This window comes from Pseudomonas sp. WS 5071 (assembly GCF_012985765.1).
In the GTDB taxonomy this organism is placed as follows: domain Bacteria; phylum Pseudomonadota; class Gammaproteobacteria; order Pseudomonadales; family Pseudomonadaceae; genus Aquipseudomonas; species Aquipseudomonas lundensis_A.
Genome location: NZ_JAAQWY010000018.1, coordinates 70,819 through 87,475 on the forward strand (window position 1 = coordinate 70,819; position 16,657 = coordinate 87,475).

Annotated in this window: 15 protein-coding genes and 1 tRNA gene; 10 read left to right on the forward strand and 6 right to left on the reverse strand. The window is 59.7% G+C overall.

The features are described 5' to 3' along the window. Positions 1-26: 26 nt before the first annotated feature. From hutG to gabP, 3 genes are all read right to left on the reverse strand, one after another. A complete protein-coding gene (hutG, locus tag HBN61_RS12905) occupies positions 27-965 on the reverse strand; it encodes a formimidoylglutamase (protein WP_094993212.1) in 939 nt (312 codons plus the stop codon). Positions 966-984: 19 nt separating this feature from the next. Further along, positions 985-1,710 (reverse strand): IclR family transcriptional regulator, encoded by a 726-nt coding sequence (locus tag HBN61_RS12910; protein WP_170046909.1) that lies wholly within the window; start codon positions 1,708-1,710, stop codon positions 985-987. A 195-nt stretch (positions 1,711-1,905) separates the two neighbouring features. After that, entirely contained in the window at positions 1,906-3,297 is a 1,392-nt protein-coding gene (gabP, locus tag HBN61_RS12915) for a GABA permease (protein ID WP_170046910.1), read from the reverse strand. Between the two features lie 545 nt (positions 3,298-3,842). Here gabP and HBN61_RS12920 point away from each other — a divergent pair. The 5 genes from HBN61_RS12920 to HBN61_RS12940 are packed head-to-tail and all read left to right on the forward strand — an operon-like array spanning position 3,843 to position 8,034. Continuing rightward, positions 3,843-4,616, forward strand: a complete 774-nt coding sequence (locus HBN61_RS12920) for an ABC transporter ATP-binding protein (protein WP_169964573.1) — start codon at positions 3,843-3,845, stop codon at positions 4,614-4,616. A gap of 13 nt (positions 4,617-4,629) precedes the next feature. Further along, positions 4,630-5,382 carry a transporter substrate-binding domain-containing protein gene (locus HBN61_RS12925; protein ID WP_094993216.1) on the forward strand — a complete coding sequence of 251 codons (753 nt, stop codon included), beginning with the start codon at positions 4,630-4,632 and terminating at the stop codon, positions 5,380-5,382. 57 nt (positions 5,383-5,439) lie between these two features. Beyond that, on the forward strand, positions 5,440-6,132 hold the full coding sequence (locus HBN61_RS12930; protein WP_094993217.1) for an ABC transporter permease: 693 nt from the start codon (positions 5,440-5,442) through the stop codon (positions 6,130-6,132). Further along, positions 6,132-6,821 carry an ABC transporter permease gene (locus HBN61_RS12935; RefSeq protein ID WP_170046911.1) on the forward strand — a complete coding sequence of 230 codons (690 nt, stop codon included), beginning with the start codon at positions 6,132-6,134 and terminating at the stop codon, positions 6,819-6,821. The genes HBN61_RS12930 and HBN61_RS12935 overlap by 1 nt, the downstream gene beginning before the upstream one ends. Then, positions 6,802-8,034 (forward strand): methyltransferase, encoded by a 1,233-nt coding sequence (locus tag HBN61_RS12940; protein ID WP_170046912.1) that lies wholly within the window; start codon positions 6,802-6,804, stop codon positions 8,032-8,034. Before HBN61_RS12935 ends, HBN61_RS12940 begins: the two co-directional genes overlap by 20 nt. Positions 8,035-8,073: 39 nt before the next feature. Here HBN61_RS12940 and uraH read toward each other — a convergent pair whose 3' ends face one another. Continuing rightward, entirely contained in the window at positions 8,074-8,484 is a 411-nt protein-coding gene (gene uraH / locus HBN61_RS12945; RefSeq protein ID WP_170046913.1) for a hydroxyisourate hydrolase, read from the reverse strand. Between the two features lie 24 nt (positions 8,485-8,508). Beyond that, positions 8,509-8,988, reverse strand: a complete 480-nt coding sequence (locus HBN61_RS12950) for a GlcG/HbpS family heme-binding protein (protein WP_094993221.1) — start codon at positions 8,986-8,988, stop codon at positions 8,509-8,511. A 136-nt stretch (positions 8,989-9,124) separates the two neighbouring features. Between HBN61_RS12950 and HBN61_RS12955 the strand changes: the two genes are divergently transcribed. The 5 genes from HBN61_RS12955 to HBN61_RS12975 all read left to right on the forward strand — a co-directional run bounded on the left by HBN61_RS12955 (position 9,125) and on the right by HBN61_RS12975 (position 15,134). Then, positions 9,125-9,799 (forward strand): heavy metal response regulator transcription factor, encoded by a 675-nt coding sequence (locus HBN61_RS12955; RefSeq protein ID WP_094993222.1) that lies wholly within the window; start codon positions 9,125-9,127, stop codon positions 9,797-9,799. Beyond that, entirely contained in the window at positions 9,792-11,159 is a 1,368-nt protein-coding gene (locus HBN61_RS12960; protein WP_170046914.1) for a heavy metal sensor histidine kinase, read from the forward strand. The genes HBN61_RS12955 and HBN61_RS12960 overlap by 8 nt, the downstream gene beginning before the upstream one ends. Positions 11,160-11,310: 151 nt before the next feature. Further along, positions 11,311-11,386, forward strand: a tRNA-Thr gene (locus HBN61_RS12965). Positions 11,387-11,682: 296 nt separating this feature from the next. After that, positions 11,683-14,283 (forward strand): autotransporter family protein, encoded by a 2,601-nt coding sequence (locus tag HBN61_RS12970; RefSeq protein WP_346266458.1) that lies wholly within the window; start codon positions 11,683-11,685, stop codon positions 14,281-14,283. Continuing rightward, on the forward strand, positions 14,283-15,134 hold the full coding sequence (locus HBN61_RS12975) for an alpha/beta hydrolase (RefSeq protein ID WP_262373528.1): 852 nt from the start codon (positions 14,283-14,285) through the stop codon (positions 15,132-15,134). Before HBN61_RS12970 ends, HBN61_RS12975 begins: the two co-directional genes overlap by 1 nt. A gap of 80 nt (positions 15,135-15,214) precedes the next feature. On the opposite strand, the gene HBN61_RS12980 is transcribed toward HBN61_RS12975, so the two are convergent. Then, positions 15,215-16,498, reverse strand: coding sequence for an OprD family porin (locus tag HBN61_RS12980; protein ID WP_094993224.1), 1,284 nt, complete (start codon positions 16,496-16,498; stop codon positions 15,215-15,217). Positions 16,499-16,657 lie beyond the last annotated feature (159 nt).

Below are 16,657 nucleotides of genomic sequence, written 5' to 3' on the forward strand. Positions count from 1 at the left end.
AGCGGGTTCAGGAACGAGGGGAAAACTTAATTAATCAGGCTGGCCAGCAGCCGCGCGCCGATGCGGGCGGTTCTGTGGTCGATGTCGAGGCCGGGGTTGAGCTCAGCAATGTCGGCCATGCGCACTTTGCCGCTGGCCTTGGCGCGCCGCACCAGGTGCTCGACGATGTTCAGGTCGACGCCGTGCGCCGACGGGGCGCTCACGCCCGGCGCCTGGCTGGCAGGCAACACGTCCAGGCAAATCGTCATGTAGAGGTGATCCACACCCTCCAGGAAGTCATCCAGCGCGGTTTCCAGTGCGGGCATGTCCCAACTGTTCATGTGCCGGTCGAGGCGGTAACGCACGTTCAGCCGTTCGGCCTGTTCGAACAGGGCCTGGGTGTTGTTCAACTGGCTGACGCCCAGGCAGCAATACGCAAACGGCATGTTGGCGCGCTGGCAGTACTCGGCGATTTGCCGGAAGGGTGTGCCGGAGCTGCTTTGCTCGGCGTGGCGCAAGTCAAAGTGCGCATCAAAATTGAGAATGCCAATGCGCGGTGCGGGGGTTTGCATGCGCAGGTAATCGGCAAGCCCGCTGAAACTGGCGAAGGCGATTTCATGCCCACCCCCCAGTCCCAGTGGCAAATGCCCTTGGGCCAGCAGCTCACTGACCTGCGCCGCGTAAGCGTGTTGTGCGCCTTCGAGGTCGCTGCCCACACAGGCTACGTCCCCGGCGTCATACAACGGCGCGCTGCCGTGCCACGCCAGATTGGCCAGCGCCGAACGCAAGGCCGGTGGCCCCAGACGCGCGCCTGTGCGGCCTTGATTGCGTTTGACGCCCTCATCACTGGCCAGACCAATGAGCGCCGCGCCCGCAGGCACATTCGGCAACAGCGGCTTGATCCATTGATGCCAGCGCAGGGCACCCTGCCCTTCGGCGGCGTCAATACGGCCTGTCCACAGGGACATGTCAGGTACAACGGTCATGCGAAAACTCCCATTACATTCAATCCAGGCGAGCGCTTAAGCGCAGCGCGACGTCCTGCGTCCAACGGATCAGGCGCTCACTGCGTTGCTGGGCACGAAAGGCTGGGGCCATGAGGCTGATGGCGCCTTGCAGGCGCTCGCGGCTGTCGATCAAGGGGGCGCTGACGCCCCAGATGCCGTCGTCGATTTCACTGAGGCTCACGGCGTAACCCTGAGCGCGGATCTGCTTAAAGCTGCGCCGGTAATCTGCGCACGCCGCCTCGTCGACGCCCTGGCCGTGCAGTAAGGCCAGGCTGTGAGCCGGGTCCATGTGTGCCAACAGCACACGTGCCGAAGCGCCCACCAACAGCGGCTGGGCGAGGCCTTTTTGGTAGCAGCAGCGCAAAGGTTGCGGGCTGTCGACCAATTCGATGCAGATCGCCTGACCGTTGCTGGGCACCATCAGCGCCACGCTTTCCTGGCTCAGGTCGGCCAGCCGTTTGAGTTCGGGCTTGGCCAGCGTGACCAGTACCGCCTCGCGGTCGAATTTTTTTGCCAACTGCAAACAGGCCGGGCCCGGCAGGTAGCGGCCCTGTCCGTTTTCTTCGGCCAGCCCCCAACGCAGCAAGGTTTTGAGGTGGCGGTAGGTGCTGCTCAGTGGCTGACCCAGTTGCGCAGACAGCTCGCGGGCAGAGATGGCCTCGCCGGATTGCCCCAGCGTGACGAGGATGTGCAGCAAGCGATCTGTTGGCGTGTTGTTGTTCATTGTCGGCCCCATGCTCTTGATCGCATGGTGCACGGAGTTTCCCATTAGCTGAAATAGCATTCCCACAGAGTGAGAAATACCCCGCAGATAGTGATCAACGGTCGTGGCGGAGGGCGTTATTGAAGGCAAAAAAAAGACCGCCATCCGTTTCGATGGCGGTCCGGGTGGAACTCAACCGCTTGAGCCGTCCTGGCGTCAGTTGAATACCGGTGCCCCCATTCTTTCAATTCGACGACGACGGGCGACCAGCAGGCCCGCCGTAACCACAAAGAGGCTCAGCAAGCCGGTGGCGATGATCTCGACCTGATGCGCTTCTTGAAACAGCATGACGGTCAAAATTGCCACGATGAACACAATCACCGCCCACGTCAGGCCCGGAAACAGCCACATCTTGAACGCAATTTTTTCGCCCTGAGCGGTGCGCTTCTGACGCATGCGCAGTTGCGAAACAGCAATCACCAAGTACACCAACAAGGCGATAGCGCCGGAGCTGGCGAGCAGGAATTCGAACACCGCCGACGGCGCCACATAGTTGGCGAACACCGCCAGAAACGCAGCACCAGTGGACATCATCACAGCCCAGTAAGGCGTACCGCTGGTATTGGTACGCTTGGCCACAGCCGGGGCGTCACCGCGGTTGCTCAGCGAGAACAACATGCGCGACGAGGTGTAGAGCGCCGAGTTCAGGCAACTGGTCACGGCAATCAGCACCACGATATCGACGATCAGCTTGGCGTTCGGGATGCCCATGCGATCCAGTACGGTCTGGTACGAACCAACCTGCGCCAGGCTCGGGTCGTTCCACGGCACCAGCGCTACAACCAGAAAGATCGACACGAGGTAGAACAGGCCAATGCGCCAGATCACCGAGTTGGTGGCCTTGGTGATTTGCTTGCTCGGGTCTTTGGATTCCGCCGCCGCGATGGTGACGATTTCAGTGCCCATGAACGAGAACATGGTGGTCAGCATGGCGGCCAGTACCGCGCCCATGCCGTTGGGCATGAAGCCAACGGTGTCGACCAGATGGGAAACGCCGCTGACTTGGCTGTTGGGTAAAAGGCCAAAGATCGCCAATACACCCAAAATAATGAAGCCAATGATCGCCAGCACTTTCACCAGCGCGAACCAGAACTCGAACTCGCCGTAGTTCTTCACGCTGAACAGGTTGGTGGCGGTCAGCAATAAGGTGATGACCAGGGTAAACACCCAGATCGCCGTGTCCGGGAACCACGCGTGGAGAATGGTGGCGGCCGCGTTGGCCTCCAGCGGAATCACCAAGACCCAGAACCACCAGTACAACCAACCGATGGTGAAACCGGCCCAGTGACCAATGGCACGGTCGGCGTAGGTGGAGAACGAGCCGGTATCGGGTGAGGCCACAGCCATTTCGGCCAGCATGCGCATCACCAGCACAACCAGCGTACCGGCGGCGGCGTAGGCCAGCAGCACGGCAGGGCCAGCCTGCGCAATGGCGTGACCGGAGCCCACAAACAGGCCGGCGCCGATGACGCCGGCAATCGACAGCATGGTCACATGCCGTGGCTTGAGCCCTTGTTCCAGATGGTTAGAGGATTGCGTATTGCTCATTGCGACTACCTTTGATTGAAGCCATTCCGAGCACCTGCGTTGACTTTCGTAAAAAGTAACAAACACAGGCGTTTAGAATCCTTGACGCAATAAGTGAGCCAAAATGTGACAAAGTGCCGTTTTCTGCGGGCTGCAAAGGCACTTCGAAAAAATCGCAGTCGCTTTAGCGCAAGGCTTTGGATGTCATTGTTACCGTAACACTCAGTTACATCCCACCCAAACGCACCAACATTACCCATTTGCGCTCCATGAGCCCAAATCCGGTGCGCATCTTCGACCTTTAGTAGGTTCGTGCTTCCAACGAGTGGCCAAAACTGGCACCATCGCGACCTTTTTTACGCGATACCTGTCTGGTTCAAGGGCAAAACACCGGCTCGGTTGTTGTCAACGCGACAGTCTGCTGTCGCAATGCGACCAACGGCCACCGGTATGCTTTTTTGTGCCCGTGTAGCAGTTGGTGGCGCTTATAGCCCTATGCTAGCTTGGCCATCGCCAGGACGGCCGCCCAACAGCAGGATCGCACCCGAACACAATGAGGACCGCACATGGCTTTGGCCACGCCCGCGCTTGAAATCCGCAATTTGCACAAACGCTACGGCGAGCTTGAGGTACTCAAAGGTATCTCGCTGACCGCACGCGACGGCGACGTGATCTCGATCCTGGGTTCTTCCGGTTCCGGCAAATCCACGCTGCTGCGCTGTATCAACCTGTTGGAAAACCCTCACGAAGGCCAGATCATCGTGGCCGGTGAAGAGCTCACGCTTAAAAAGGCCAAGAATGGCGAACTGGTTGCTGCCGATGGCAAGCAAATCAACCGCATGCGCAGCGAACTGGGTTTTGTGTTTCAAAACTTCAACCTGTGGCCGCACATGAGCATCCTCGACAACATCATCGAGGCGCCACGCCGGGTACTGGGGCAAAGCAAAGCCGAGGCCATCGAAGTGGCCGAAGCGTTGCTGGCCAAGGTCGGCATCGCTGATAAACGCCACGCCTACCCCTCCGAGCTGTCCGGCGGCCAGCAACAACGTGCCGCGATTGCGCGCACGCTGGCCATGCAGCCCAAGGTGATTCTGTTCGACGAACCGACATCGGCACTTGACCCGGAAATGGTCCAGGAAGTACTAAGTGTGATCCGCGCACTCGCTGAAGAAGGCCGCACGATGCTGCTGGTCACCCACGAGATGGGGTTTGCCCGCCAGGTGTCCACCGAAGTCGTGTTTTTGCACCAGGGTCTGATCGAAGAGCAAGGGTCGCCTGAACAGGTTTTCGATAACCCGGTTTCAGCGCGCTGCAAACAATTCATGTCCAGCAACCGCTAACGGAGCAACACGAATGCAGAACTATAAAAAGTTTCTTCTGGCCGCTGCCGCCACGCTGGTGTTCAGTGCGAACGCCTTGGCTGTGGATAAGTACAAAGTCGGGATCGAAGGGGCTTACCCTCCGTTCAACTCCAAAGACCAAAGCGGCAAGATCGTCGGATTTGACAAAGATATTGCCGACGCGCTGTGTGCAAAAATGAAGGCCGAGTGCGAGGTGGTGACCTCGGACTGGGATGGCATCATTCCTGCCCTGAATGCCAAAAAGTTCGACTTCATCGTTTCGTCGCTGTCGATCACCGACGAACGCAAAAACGCTGTGGATTTCACCGACCCGTACTACTCCAACAAGCAGCAGTTCGTGGCAAAAAAGGGTGTCGAGTTCAAAACTGACATCGACTCGCTCAAAAGCAAACAACTCGGCACCCAGCGTGCGACACAGGCCGCGACCTGGCTGGAAGACAACATCGGCGGCGACATCTCGCTCTATGACACCCAGGAAAACGCTTACCTCGACCTGTCCTCTGGCCGGGTAGATGGGCTGCTGGCCGATAAGTACGCGATTTATGGCTGGTTGAAAGATGACCCGGCAGGCAAAGACTATGAGTTCAAAGGCGAGCCGATCAACGAAGACGACAAAGTCGGCATTGCGCTGCGCAAAGGCGAAACCGACCTGCGCACCAAGTTGAACCTTGCCCTCAAAGAAATCAAAGAAGACGGCACCTACAAGAAGATCAACAACAAGTATTTCCCATTCAGCATTGAATGACCTGCCTGACCGGCGCGCCGCAAGGCTGCGCCGGTCCCTAGCAAAGCCTGCCTATTTATGACTATCGACTTATACGGATTCGGCCCGGCGCTTGCCGCTGGCGCGCTGATGACCGTCAAACTGGCACTCACGGCGCTGTGCCTGGGCCTGGTGCTGGGTTTGCTCGGCGCATTGGCCAAAACCTCCCCATACAAGCCTGTTCGCTGGCTGGGCGGCACATATTCGACGCTGGTACGCGGCGTGCCAGAGCTCTTGTGGGTGCTGCTGATTTATTTCGGCAGCGTGAATGCCGTGCGCGCGCTGGGCGAGTTCATCGGCATGCCCGACCTGACCCTCAGCGCCTTCGCGGCAGGTGTCATCGCGTTGGGCCTGTGCTTCGGCGCGTATGCCACTGAAGTGTTTCGCGGCGCCATTCTGGCCATCCCGAAAGGCCACCGCGAGGCGGGTCTGGCGCTGGGTTTGACCAAACCACGGATTTTCACCCGGCTGGTCTTGCCGCAAATGTGGCGGATCGCCCTGCCCGGACTGGGCAACCTGTTCATGATCCTGATGAAAGACACTGCGCTGGTGTCGGTGATCGGCCTGGAAGAAATCATGCGTCAGGCTCAAAACGCCGTGACCTTCGCCAAACATCCGTTCACCTTCTACATGGTGGCTGCAGTGATGTACCTGGGCCTGACGGTTCTGGCCATGGGTACGATGCATGTGCTTGAAAAACGCGCAGCGCGCGGCTTTGTGAGGAGAACGTAATGATCTGGGAACTCTTCATCAAGTGGCTGCCCAAGCTGATTCAGGGCGCGACCCTGACCCTCGAATTGACCGCACTGTCGGTCATCGCCGGGCTGATCGTCGCCATCCCGCTGGGCATCGCCCGTTCGTCCAAGCTGTGGTACGTGCGCTCGCTGCCTTACGCGTACATCTTTTTCTTCCGCGGCACGCCACTGCTGATCCAGCTGTTTCTGGTGTATTACGGCCTCGGGCAGTTTGAAGCCGTGCGCGACAGTGTGTTGTGGCCATACCTGCGCAGCCCGTTCTGGTGCGCGATCATCACCATGACCCTGCACACGGCGGCGTACATTGCCGAGATCCTGCGGGGCGCGATTCAGGCCATCCCGCCGGGTGAAATCGAAGCTGCCCGTGCGTTGGGCATGTCGCGTTTCAAGACCCTGATCCACATTGTCCTGCCCCGCGCCGCACGCATCGGCCTGCCTGCCTACAGCAACGAAGTGATCCTGATGCTCAAGGCCAGTTCGCTGGCGAGTACCGTGACCCTGCTGGAACTGACCGGCATGACCCGCACCATCATTGCTCGCACGTACCAGACGGTGGACATGTTCCTGATTGCCGGTGTGATCTATCTGGTGATGTCGTTTGTGCTGATTCAGGGTTTCAAACTGCTGGAGCGCTGGTTGCGCGTCGATGCCTGCCAGGGCCGTTAAGCCGGACGTGTTGCGGGGTGAGTCGTTGCTCGCCCGCTTCCGCGCACTGGACACCTTCCTCAGCCAACATCAACACCTGTGGCGCCCGCGTCCATTCACGCAACTGAATCTGCCGTGGGAAGCGCAACACCCCGAACTGGCGCAGTGGCTGCGCCAGCGTTCGTTACAGGACGCCGAAGACAGCCACAACCAACCTCACGCGTTGCCCGCCCCCGCGCCGTTCCCGGTGCTGGCTGCGATGTCGCACGCCTTGAGCGCCGTCACGTCCTTGCCGACGCAGGCGTTCAGGCCAGCATTGCCGCGTTTGCAGGTCGACGTGCCAGGGCGTAAATGGCAGCAAATCGACGCCTTCGCCCAGTGCCTGACGTTTCAAAACGCCCCCACTCATTGGCTGGACTGGTGCGCAGGTAAAGGCCATTTGGGCCGCCGTCTGCTCAGCTCAGGGCAGCAATTGACGTGCCTGGAATACGACCCGGCGCTGATTGAGTCCGGGCACTTGCTCAGCCAGCGTCACCACCTCGATGCCCGCCACGTGCAACAAGACGTGCTCACGGCCGAGGCCGCCGCACAGTTGACGGCCGACATGACCCCGGTGGCGCTGCATGCCTGTGGCGACCTGCATGTGCGGCTGTTGCAACTGGCGAGCGCCGCAGGCTGTGGACAACTGGCGCTTTCACCCTGCTGTTACAACCGCATCAGCACCCCCAGCTATCAACCGTTATCCACAGCCGCCCGCGCTTCGACCCTGTTGCTGTCCCGGGAAGACTTGAGCCTGCCCCTGAGCGAGACCGTTACCGCAGGCAGCCGCGTACGCCGCCAGCGTGATGAGTCGATGGCGCGGCGTTTGGGGTTTGATTTGTGGCAGCGTCAGGCGCGGCAATGTGACGAGTACTTATCCACACCGTCATTGCCGAGCACGTGGCTGAGCAAGCCATTTTCTGTGTATTGCGAGGCGTTGGCGGCGCTGAAAAACTTATCCACAACCGGCGTCGAAGACTGGACTGCACTGGAAAAGGCGGGATGGCAGCGGCTGGCACAGGTACGCAACCTGGAATTGGTGCGCGGCTTATTTAGGCGCCCGCTGGAGTTGTGGCTGGTGCTGGACCGGGCGTTGTTCTTGAGTGAGCGCGGCTATGACGTGCAACTGGGCGCATTCTGCGACAGCCACCTCACCCCGCGTAACCTGATGCTGCTGGCGCAGCGCTGTGGATAACTGACGCCAGCAAGGGGCCTGCCTTTAGGGCTACAAGGCCTAGGAGCCGCGGTAAGTCGAGAAGCCGTACGGGCTCAGCAGCAGCGGGATGTGGTAGTGCTGATCGACGTTTTTCACGTCGAAAATCACCGGAATCTCAGGGAAGAAGGTGTCACGTCCGGCTTTTTTGAAGTAGTCGCCGGTCTTGAACACGACGCGGTACTCGCCGGTTTCGATGGCTTTTTTGGCCGGGAACAGCTCGCTGATACGCCCTTGTTCGTTGGTCACGCCTTGCGCCAGCGGCTTCCAGCTTTCACCAACGTGCTGCTCCAGCGTCACGTTGACACCCGGCGACGGCAAGCCGTTCTCGAGGTTCAACACATGCACGCTCAAAGGGTTGCCTGCGGCCAGTGCCAGGCTGGACACCGCGCTGAGGCTCAAAGCGGCCATCGTCATACGTAAAGATTTCATCGGTCATCCTCCAATTAATAACAATTAACGCTCAATCGTCAGGCCAACGGCGTGAGCGGCTTTGATTGCACACGCCTCGTCCTGCTCGGCCCCACCGGCACCGGCCACGCCCAACGCTCCTACCAGTTCATTGCCGGCAAACAGCGGGACACCGCCGCCCAACAGCAGCAACTCCGGGATGGAATTGAGGTTAGAGGCTTCGGGGTTGGTGCGCGCCCGCTCGGCAAACAGCCGGGTCGGGGTTTTGGTGGACAGCGCGGTGTAGGCTTTGCGCTGGCTGGCCAATAAGTTGTGCGGCCCGACACTTTCAGGTCGCATGGTCACCAGTGCGTTACCACCCCGGTCCAGCACGCTGAAAGCGCCGGTGCAGTGCGCGAGGGTGGCATCGGCCAATTGCCGCGCCGTGGTCAGATCCAGCTCCGCATGCCGCGGCAATGCAGGGGCGGCCTGAGCGTTGAGGGCGACGACCATGGCAGCGCCTGACAGCAGGGTTTTCAGCATCATTGGGCTTGCTCCTGAATGAATGACACCACCTTACCCGGCGCTGTTCGTCAGAACCCCGTCAGTTGGATTACAAGTTTGTAATAGGCAACACTCGCGAAGGCGCCTAGCCTGTGCAGACGATTGATCGAGGTGTGCGATGCGTTTGTTAGTGGTGGAAGACGAAGCCAAGACTGCGGATTTTCTGGCCAAGGGCCTGAAAGAATCAGGCTTTGCAGTGGATGTGGCGTTGAACGGGCTGGACGGGCGTTACTTTATCGAGCAGCAGGAATACGACCTGGTGATTCTTGATGTGATGTTGCCGGGGCTCAATGGCTGGCAGTTGCTGCAATTGATCCGCCAGCGTGGCGCCACACCGGTGTTGTTCCTGACGGCCAAAGACGCCATCGAGGATCGCGTGCGCGGTCTTGAGCTGGGCGCCGACGACTATCTGCTCAAGCCCTTCGCCTTCGCTGAACTGCTGGCACGGGTGCGCACCCTGTTGCGCCGTGGTCCGATGCGTGAAGCCGAGTCCTATACCATCGCTGACCTTGAAATCGACGTATTGCGCCGTCGCGTCAGCCGGGGCGGCCAGCGCATCAGCCTGACCAACAAAGAATTCGCGCTGTTGCATTTACTGGCCAGCCGTCAGGGCGAAGTGCTGTCACGGACCCTGATCGCTTCGCAGGTCTGGAACCTCAACTTCGACAGCGACACCAACATGGTCGAAGTCGCTGTGCGCCGATTGCGCTCCAAGGTCGACGATCCCTACATGCCAAAACTTATCCACACCGTGCGCGGCGTCGGTTATCAACTGGAAGCGCCCGATGAGTAAATCCATCGCCTGGCGACTGGCGCTGGCGATTGCATTGACCTGTGCGCTGGTGCTGAGTGTGATCGGGGTGTTTCTGTATCGCTCGCTGGCGTCGGAACTGGCGCTACGGGACGATCAGGCCCTGCTCGGGCGACTCGAACAGATGCGCGCCTTGCTCCACGACAGTGACAGCCTCGAAGCCCTGCAAGCACGCCCGCGCCTGTACCAGAACATGCTGGGCAATCAGGACAGCGTGCTGCTGGTAAAACGTCAGGATGGCGGGCAAGTCATCGCCATCAACCCGCATCGACAAGCCCTGCCCACGCTGCCGCCCATCGCCAAAGACCGTGCGCCACAGCGGGCCGACATCCAGACCCTGGATGCCACCGTGCTGTTGGCGGGCATGGCGCAAGGGCCTGCGGGCGAAACCTTGAGCGTGATGGTGGGTAAACGCCTGGAAGAGCGCGAGCACATCCTCGCCCGCTATCGCCTGAACTTGTACGTCGCCATCGGGCTGGGCACGTTGCTGGCCTTTGCTCTGGGCGGCCTGCTGTTGCGCCGTGGCCTGAAACCGTTGCACACACTGGCGCAGGCCATGCGCGGCATCAACCCGCGCAGCCTAGACCAGCGCATGGCTGTGGATAACGTACCCACCGAACTCAAAGAACCCGTGCAGGCGCTCAATGCCATGCTGGCGCGACTGGAAGACAGCTTTGAGCGACTGTCCCAGTTCTCGGCTGATCTGGCCCATGAGATCCGCACCCCCCTGCACAACCTGCTGGGCAGCAACAGCCTGGCGCTGAACCAGTCGCGCAGCCCGGCGGAATATCAGGAAGTGCTGGCCTCGAACATCGAAGAGTACGAACGCCTGAACCGCATGGCCGAAAACCTGATGTTCCTCGCCCGCGCCGAACACGGGCAACGTCCGTTGCACCTTCACCCGTTGAATCTGCGGGACGTGGGCGAAGAGCTGTGCGATTACTTCGATGCCCTGGCCGAGGACCGTCAACTGCGCCTGGACAACCAGCTCCACGGGATGCTGACGGCGGATCTGCACTTGCTACAACGGGCCTTGAGCAATCTGATGGCCAATGCCGTGCGCCATGCCGAGCCGGGTTCAACCGTCAGCTTGCTGCGACGGGATGAACCGGGTTATTGCTGGATCGGCGTACACAACACCGGGCCGACCATCGAACCGCAGCACTTGAACAAATTATTCGACCGTTTCTACCGGATCGACCCGTCGCGAGCAGAACCGGGGGACTCGGGTGGTTTGGGGCTGGCGATCGTGCGCTCGATCATGCGCTTGCACGACGGCGAAGTCCGGGTCAGCAGCGACGACAGCGGGACGTTATTTGAGTTGGGATTTACCAACGCGTAATGCCCAAATTTGCTGATCTTTTGGGGCCATGCGAGCGCTTTAAAAACACCCGCAACCCCGATGGCGCCAGCGTTGCAGCAGATTCCGTGAAAATAGTCTGATATCAGGGGTTTACAAGCCAAAACATCCCGGTATACTCGTCGCCCATAACGCCGGTATAGCTCAGTTGGTAGAGCAACTGACTTGTAATCAGTAGGTCCCGAGTTCGACTCTTGGTGCCGGCACCATACTAAACACCGAAAGAGGCTCACCGCAAGGTGGGCCTTTTTTGTTTGTGCCGAAAAAAGTCCCGGAACTCATTCCGTGCTTCCCCCTCTGTCGTCGATGCCGAGCGCTTCATCAACGGTCGCCTGCCCTCTCAAACCCTCAGTGAAGGGTCGACATCATCCACTAGTGTTAATTAGCCATCATCTCCTTTAATATCGCCGCGCTTTTGCGTGCATGGCGCTTAGCCATCATTCGCTTTGAAAAAGCACATGCACGGAAGCGCCTGGATTATCAGCCGATGTTTAAGGAAGAATTTGTGTCCTCTGTTCTATTCCGTAAAAGCCTGCTTGCCCTCGCCATCACTGCCTGTGCCCTGCCTGTTCAAGCGCAAACGCTGCAACTGACCGATGCTGGCATGACCCTTGAACGCCAGCAGTTCAGCGAAAACGTCGAAATCACCGGGTCGATGAACCACTCTCAAGAGGGCGTCGAGGCGCTTCATATCCTAGGTTCCGACTTCGCCAAAGACCTGGTCTTCAACGCCACCATTACCTCAACCCATAGCTCGGGTGGCGGCATCGACATGGACAGTTGGTACAACCCCAACCCGTCGAACGGTGACGTGATGTGGGCCAACAATACGATCGGCGGCAACCTGATCAATAAAGGCAGTGTCAGCTCCCAAGGCAATGGCGCAACCGCGTGGTTGATTGATCCGGCCGTGGTGGGCGGTGATGTCATCAACGAAGGGTTGTTGAGCGCTAAAGGCGAACCGGATGTGGGCGAGGACGACCGTGACGTCTCACGGGCTGCGTATATTTCTGGCTCGACGCATATCAACGGTGATTTCAAAAACACCGCCTCGGGCAAGATCATCGCCGAAGGCACAGGCGCCAAAGCCTTTCAGATGGAAGGCGGGCAACTGGATGGCCGTCTTATCAACAACGGGCTGATTCACGTCACCGGCGAAGGCAGCACTGCCATCGATGTGACCAGTTCCGAACGTTGGAACGGCGTGAGTAACATCAATGACCGCGCTGATGTGCGCGGCATCGAGAACAACGACACTATCATTGCCACCGGCGAAGATGCTGAAGGCATCCGTGCCGACGGTGTCAGTTTCGCCAGCGAGCAAGCCCACATCGTCAACAACGGCGTGATTCAGGCACAAGATGCCGCCATTGTAATCGGCGGTTTTGATATCGATGGCGTCAATCAGGGCGGCGCGCTGAACGTGGTCAACAACGGCACCCTCTTGTCTCAAGACGAAGCGGTAGATGCCTCGGAAAGCGACGGCCGTGTTTACCTGACACTGGGCGACGGCAGCAAGACCACCGGTAACCTGATCGACCTGAGCATGATCGAAGTGACCGGTAACGCTGCGTTCACAGGCACCGACACCACGGCAGACGGCGCCAACATCCGCATGAAAAATAATGGCTGGGTGGATGTCGGCAGCACGTCGTCGCCCGCGCACCTGGACCTCGGCCTGCCCCACACCACGCTGGATGGCAACCTGTACGTGGCCGGTAATTCGTCGCTGGGGCTGAACCTGAGCGCTGCCACCTATGCCCGCCGCCCTGTGCTGGCCGTCAGCGGCACAGCCGAATTCGGCAAAGGTTCGCAGATTCAGCTGGCCGCCAAAGGCAACGACTTCCGCACAGAGGGCACCACTTACACATTGGTGCAAGCCAACGAGCTGCAAGACAACGGGCTGAGCGTCACCAGCAGCTCGTCGCTGCTGAATGTCGACAGCTACGTGGTTGAGAACAATCAGATCGTAAGCAAGGTCACTGCCAAAGGCGCGGCTGAAGTCGGCAATGTGATCGCTGACATCGGCGGCTCGCATAACGCACAACAGGCTGGCGCGGCGTTCACCGAAGTCACCCGCCAATTGGCACAGCTCAGCCCGCAAGACCCGCTGTTTCAGCACTACGTCAACGCTTCCAACAACCCTGAAGCGCTGAAAAAACTGGCAGAACAACTGGCGCCAGATGTGAACGGCGGCGCCACCCAGGCGGCGACCACCAGCCAAACCTTGATCAGTAACGTGACGGGCAACCGTACCGGCGGCGGACGCGGCCTGTCGTCTGGCGACACGCTCAAAGAGACCGGCGTATGGGTGCAAACCCTGTACAGCGATGCCAATCAGGACATGCGCGATGGCGTGGCCGGGTTTAATGCGTACAGCCGCGGGATCGCGGTCGGCGCAGACGGCAAGCTCAACGATCAGCTGACGCTGGGTCTGGCGTACAGCTACTTGAACACCGATGTGAACGGCAAAGCGGGCAGCAAAACCGAAGTCGACAGCCATGCATTCACCCTGTACGGCGGTTTTGAGCAAGGCAATTACTTCGTTGACGCGGCGCTGACCTACGGCATGAACGACAACGACAGCCAGCGCAGCATCGGTAACACCAAGGCCAAAGCCGACTACGACAGCAACCTGTTCGGCGTGAACCTGGTGGGCGGTTACACCTACCACATCACGCCCGACCTGCTGATCGAGCCACGCATCGCTGCGCGCTACAGCCTGGTAGATATCGACGGCTACCGCGAAAAAGGCTCGTCGGCTGCATTGAAGGTCAAGGATCAACGCTACGAAGTGGCAGAACTGGGCGCAGGCTTTCGCGTAGCTGCCAGCTACCCGCTGGGCCAGGGCACACTGACGCCGCAAGCCAAGTTGATGGCGTTCCACGATTTTGCCGCGGATGAAGCCAGCAGCACCTCGACCTTCACCCTCGGTAATACGCCGTTCGTGACCAGCGGTGCCAACGCCGTGCGCAACAGCTATGAAGCCGGTGTAGGCGCCGATTACCGCCTGGGTGCCGTGACGCTGGGCCTGAGTTACGACTATGTCGGCAAATCAGGTTTCGACGCCGATACCTTCTCGGCCAAAGTGCGTTACGACTTCTGATGAAGCCTTCAGGCCCCAACCCGCGCTCGCGGGTGGGTGTCTGGCCGTTGGGCATGGCGTTGTTGTTTAGCGCCCTGCTCGGCGGTTGTCAGACGCCACTTCAGGCGTTGCAGGAACAGGCATCACGCCAGCAGCAACGGCTTGATGTTATCCACACCCCGAATTTTCCCTTGATGCTGGCCCTGCCCTCGCCAGCGCCCGTTTCGTCGCGCATTCGCGTGTACCTGGAAGGCGACGGCCATGCGTGGGCGACGCCCCGTCAGCCAAGCCTGGACCCCAGCCCTCACGACTTGATGATGGCACGCCTTGCATTCAGCGATCCCGTGCCGAGTGTGTACCTGGCGCGTCCGTGTCAGTTTGTCAGCGCCCGCGCATGCACCCCACTGATGTGGACGGATCGGCGTTTCAGCCCCGAGGTGTTGTCGAGCCTCGATCAGGCGCTGGATCAGATCAAGGCACGGCTGGGCAATCAGGACTTTGAGTTGGTGGGGTATTCGGGCGGCGCTGCGTTAGCGTTGCTGCTGGCCAGCCAGCGCGAGGATGTGGCGCAGGTGCAGACGCTGGCCGGGAACCTCAGCCCGCGTCAGTGGGTGGCGCTGCAACAGCTCAGCCCGCTGACCGGATCGCTTGAGCCACTGGACAGGCGCCAGCGTTTGACCCGGATCGTCCAGCGGCATTTTGTGGGCAGCGATGATCGAATCGTGCCGCCCGGGCTGCTCGTTCGCTACCGTCACGCGCTGGGCGCTGCACGCTGCCTGCAATCGGTTGTGGTGCCCGGCGCCAGCCACGGCAGCGGTCTGGAACAGGCCTGGCGCCAGTGGCGCGATCAACCGATTCTCTGTCAGCCCTGAAAACCAAAACGCCCCGACCGGTGATCCGGCTCGGGGCGTTTTTCGTTCAGCGGTTCGGCCTGCAGCGCAGGCCGGCGGCATCAGAATACGTTGATCGGGTAATCAACGAAGATGCGCAGCTCGTTACCTTCTTTGTTGTACTGGTCGGCGTTGTTCGACACGCGCAACCATGAGCCGCGTACACGCACGCTCAGGTCTTTGACCGGGCCGCTTTGCACGACGTACTTGGCCTGGTTGTAGATTTCGCGCTCGGTGCCACGGCCACGGTCGGAACCGTCGTCGATGTTGCTGCCGCGCACGTAAGCGATGTTGTAGGTCAGACCCGGAATGCCCACAGCGCCGAAGTCGAAGCCATAACCCAACTGCCACGAACGCTCGTCTTTGGCGTTGAAGTCGGACCAGTAGGAGTTGGCCAGCAAGATGGTGTTGCCGCCGTCGCCCACGCCGCCTGCGTTGCGGTAGCCGCCGTAGGGGTAGCCGATTTCGCCGGTGCTTTGCTGGTACGCCAAGATCAACGAGTGAGCGCCGAACGCGTAGGTGGTCGCCAGGCTCCAGATTTTGTTGTCCTGACCGTCGACTTCCAGCACATCGCGCGCGTAATCGGAGTTGACGTGGGTGCGGTAGCCGTTGAAGTCAAACGTCAGCGACTGTTTGTCTTGCAGCGGCAGCACGTAGGTCATGCCCAGATATTGCTTGCGCAGCACGTCTTCCATGTCGGAGGCGTACAACGAGGCGGAGAAGTTATCGGTGAACTTGTAGCTACCGCCGAACACGTTGATGCTTTTCAGGTCGCCGCTGTCACGGGCGTCGGCGCTTTTACGCGACTCGGCGGTGAAGCGACCGACGTTGAGTTCCAGGCCGTCGATTTCTTTGGAGGTCAACAACGTACCGGTGAAGCTTTCTGGCATCAGACGCGAGTTGTCGTACATCAGCACCGGCAAGGCAGGCATCTGGTCGCCGTACTTGAGTACGGTGTTGGAGACGCGGAACTTCACCGCAGCGCCGGCCTTGGCAATGTCTTTGGCCGCTTTGCCGCTATCGCCAACCTTGAAGAAATCGATACCGCCAGCGCCACTGAGGTTACCCTCGCTGCCCAGACGCAGTGCGTAAATGCCGAAAGCGTCCACACCCACACCCACGGTGCCTTGGGTGAAGCCGGAGGTGAAGGTGCCCAGGAAGCCTTGGCCCCACTCGGCTTTGCGGTCTACGCCGTTTTTGTAGTCGCGGCTAATGTAGGCGTTGCGCGCCAGCACATTCAGATGGCTGTCTTCTACAAAACCTTTTGCGTCAGCTTGATCGTTAGCCATGGCCTGGGTAGCACTGAGTACGCCCAACGCGAGAAGACCTATCCGTTTGTTCAACATATTATTTTCCTTATTGCTGGATAAAGGCGCGCTGTGGGTTTCAAGCTGAAACATTGAGTGGTGGTTGCTTCACATAAACAAAAAAGGCCGGCACAAAGACACAATGCTGGCCTTTCGAAGAGTTGGTGTATGGCTTATAGCCACAGGCGTTGGCAGGAA

Coding starts and splice junctions, on each gene's coding strand:
- hutG (WP_094993212.1), bottom strand. CDS start 965: ATGACCGTTGTACCTGACATGTCCCTGTGGACAGGCCGTATTGACGCC.
- HBN61_RS12910 (WP_170046909.1), bottom strand. CDS start 1,710: ATGAACAACAACACGCCAACAGATCGCTTGCTGCACATCCTCGTCACG.
- gabP (WP_170046910.1), bottom strand. CDS start 3,297: ATGAGCAATACGCAATCCTCTAACCATCTGGAACAAGGGCTCAAGCCA.
- HBN61_RS12920 (WP_169964573.1), top strand. CDS start 3,843: ATGGCTTTGGCCACGCCCGCGCTTGAAATCCGCAATTTGCACAAACGC.
- HBN61_RS12925 (WP_094993216.1), top strand. CDS start 4,630: ATGCAGAACTATAAAAAGTTTCTTCTGGCCGCTGCCGCCACGCTGGTG.
- HBN61_RS12930 (WP_094993217.1), top strand. CDS start 5,440: ATGACTATCGACTTATACGGATTCGGCCCGGCGCTTGCCGCTGGCGCG.
- HBN61_RS12935 (WP_170046911.1), top strand. CDS start 6,132: ATGATCTGGGAACTCTTCATCAAGTGGCTGCCCAAGCTGATTCAGGGC.
- HBN61_RS12940 (WP_170046912.1), top strand. CDS start 6,802: ATGCCTGCCAGGGCCGTTAAGCCGGACGTGTTGCGGGGTGAGTCGTTG.
- uraH (WP_170046913.1), bottom strand. CDS start 8,484: ATGAAATCTTTACGTATGACGATGGCCGCTTTGAGCCTCAGCGCGGTG.
- HBN61_RS12950 (WP_094993221.1), bottom strand. CDS start 8,988: ATGATGCTGAAAACCCTGCTGTCAGGCGCTGCCATGGTCGTCGCCCTC.
- HBN61_RS12955 (WP_094993222.1), top strand. CDS start 9,125: ATGCGTTTGTTAGTGGTGGAAGACGAAGCCAAGACTGCGGATTTTCTG.
- HBN61_RS12960 (WP_170046914.1), top strand. CDS start 9,792: ATGAGTAAATCCATCGCCTGGCGACTGGCGCTGGCGATTGCATTGACC.
- HBN61_RS12975 (WP_262373528.1), top strand. CDS start 14,283: ATGAAGCCTTCAGGCCCCAACCCGCGCTCGCGGGTGGGTGTCTGGCCG.
- HBN61_RS12980 (WP_094993224.1), bottom strand. CDS start 16,498: ATGTTGAACAAACGGATAGGTCTTCTCGCGTTGGGCGTACTCAGTGCT.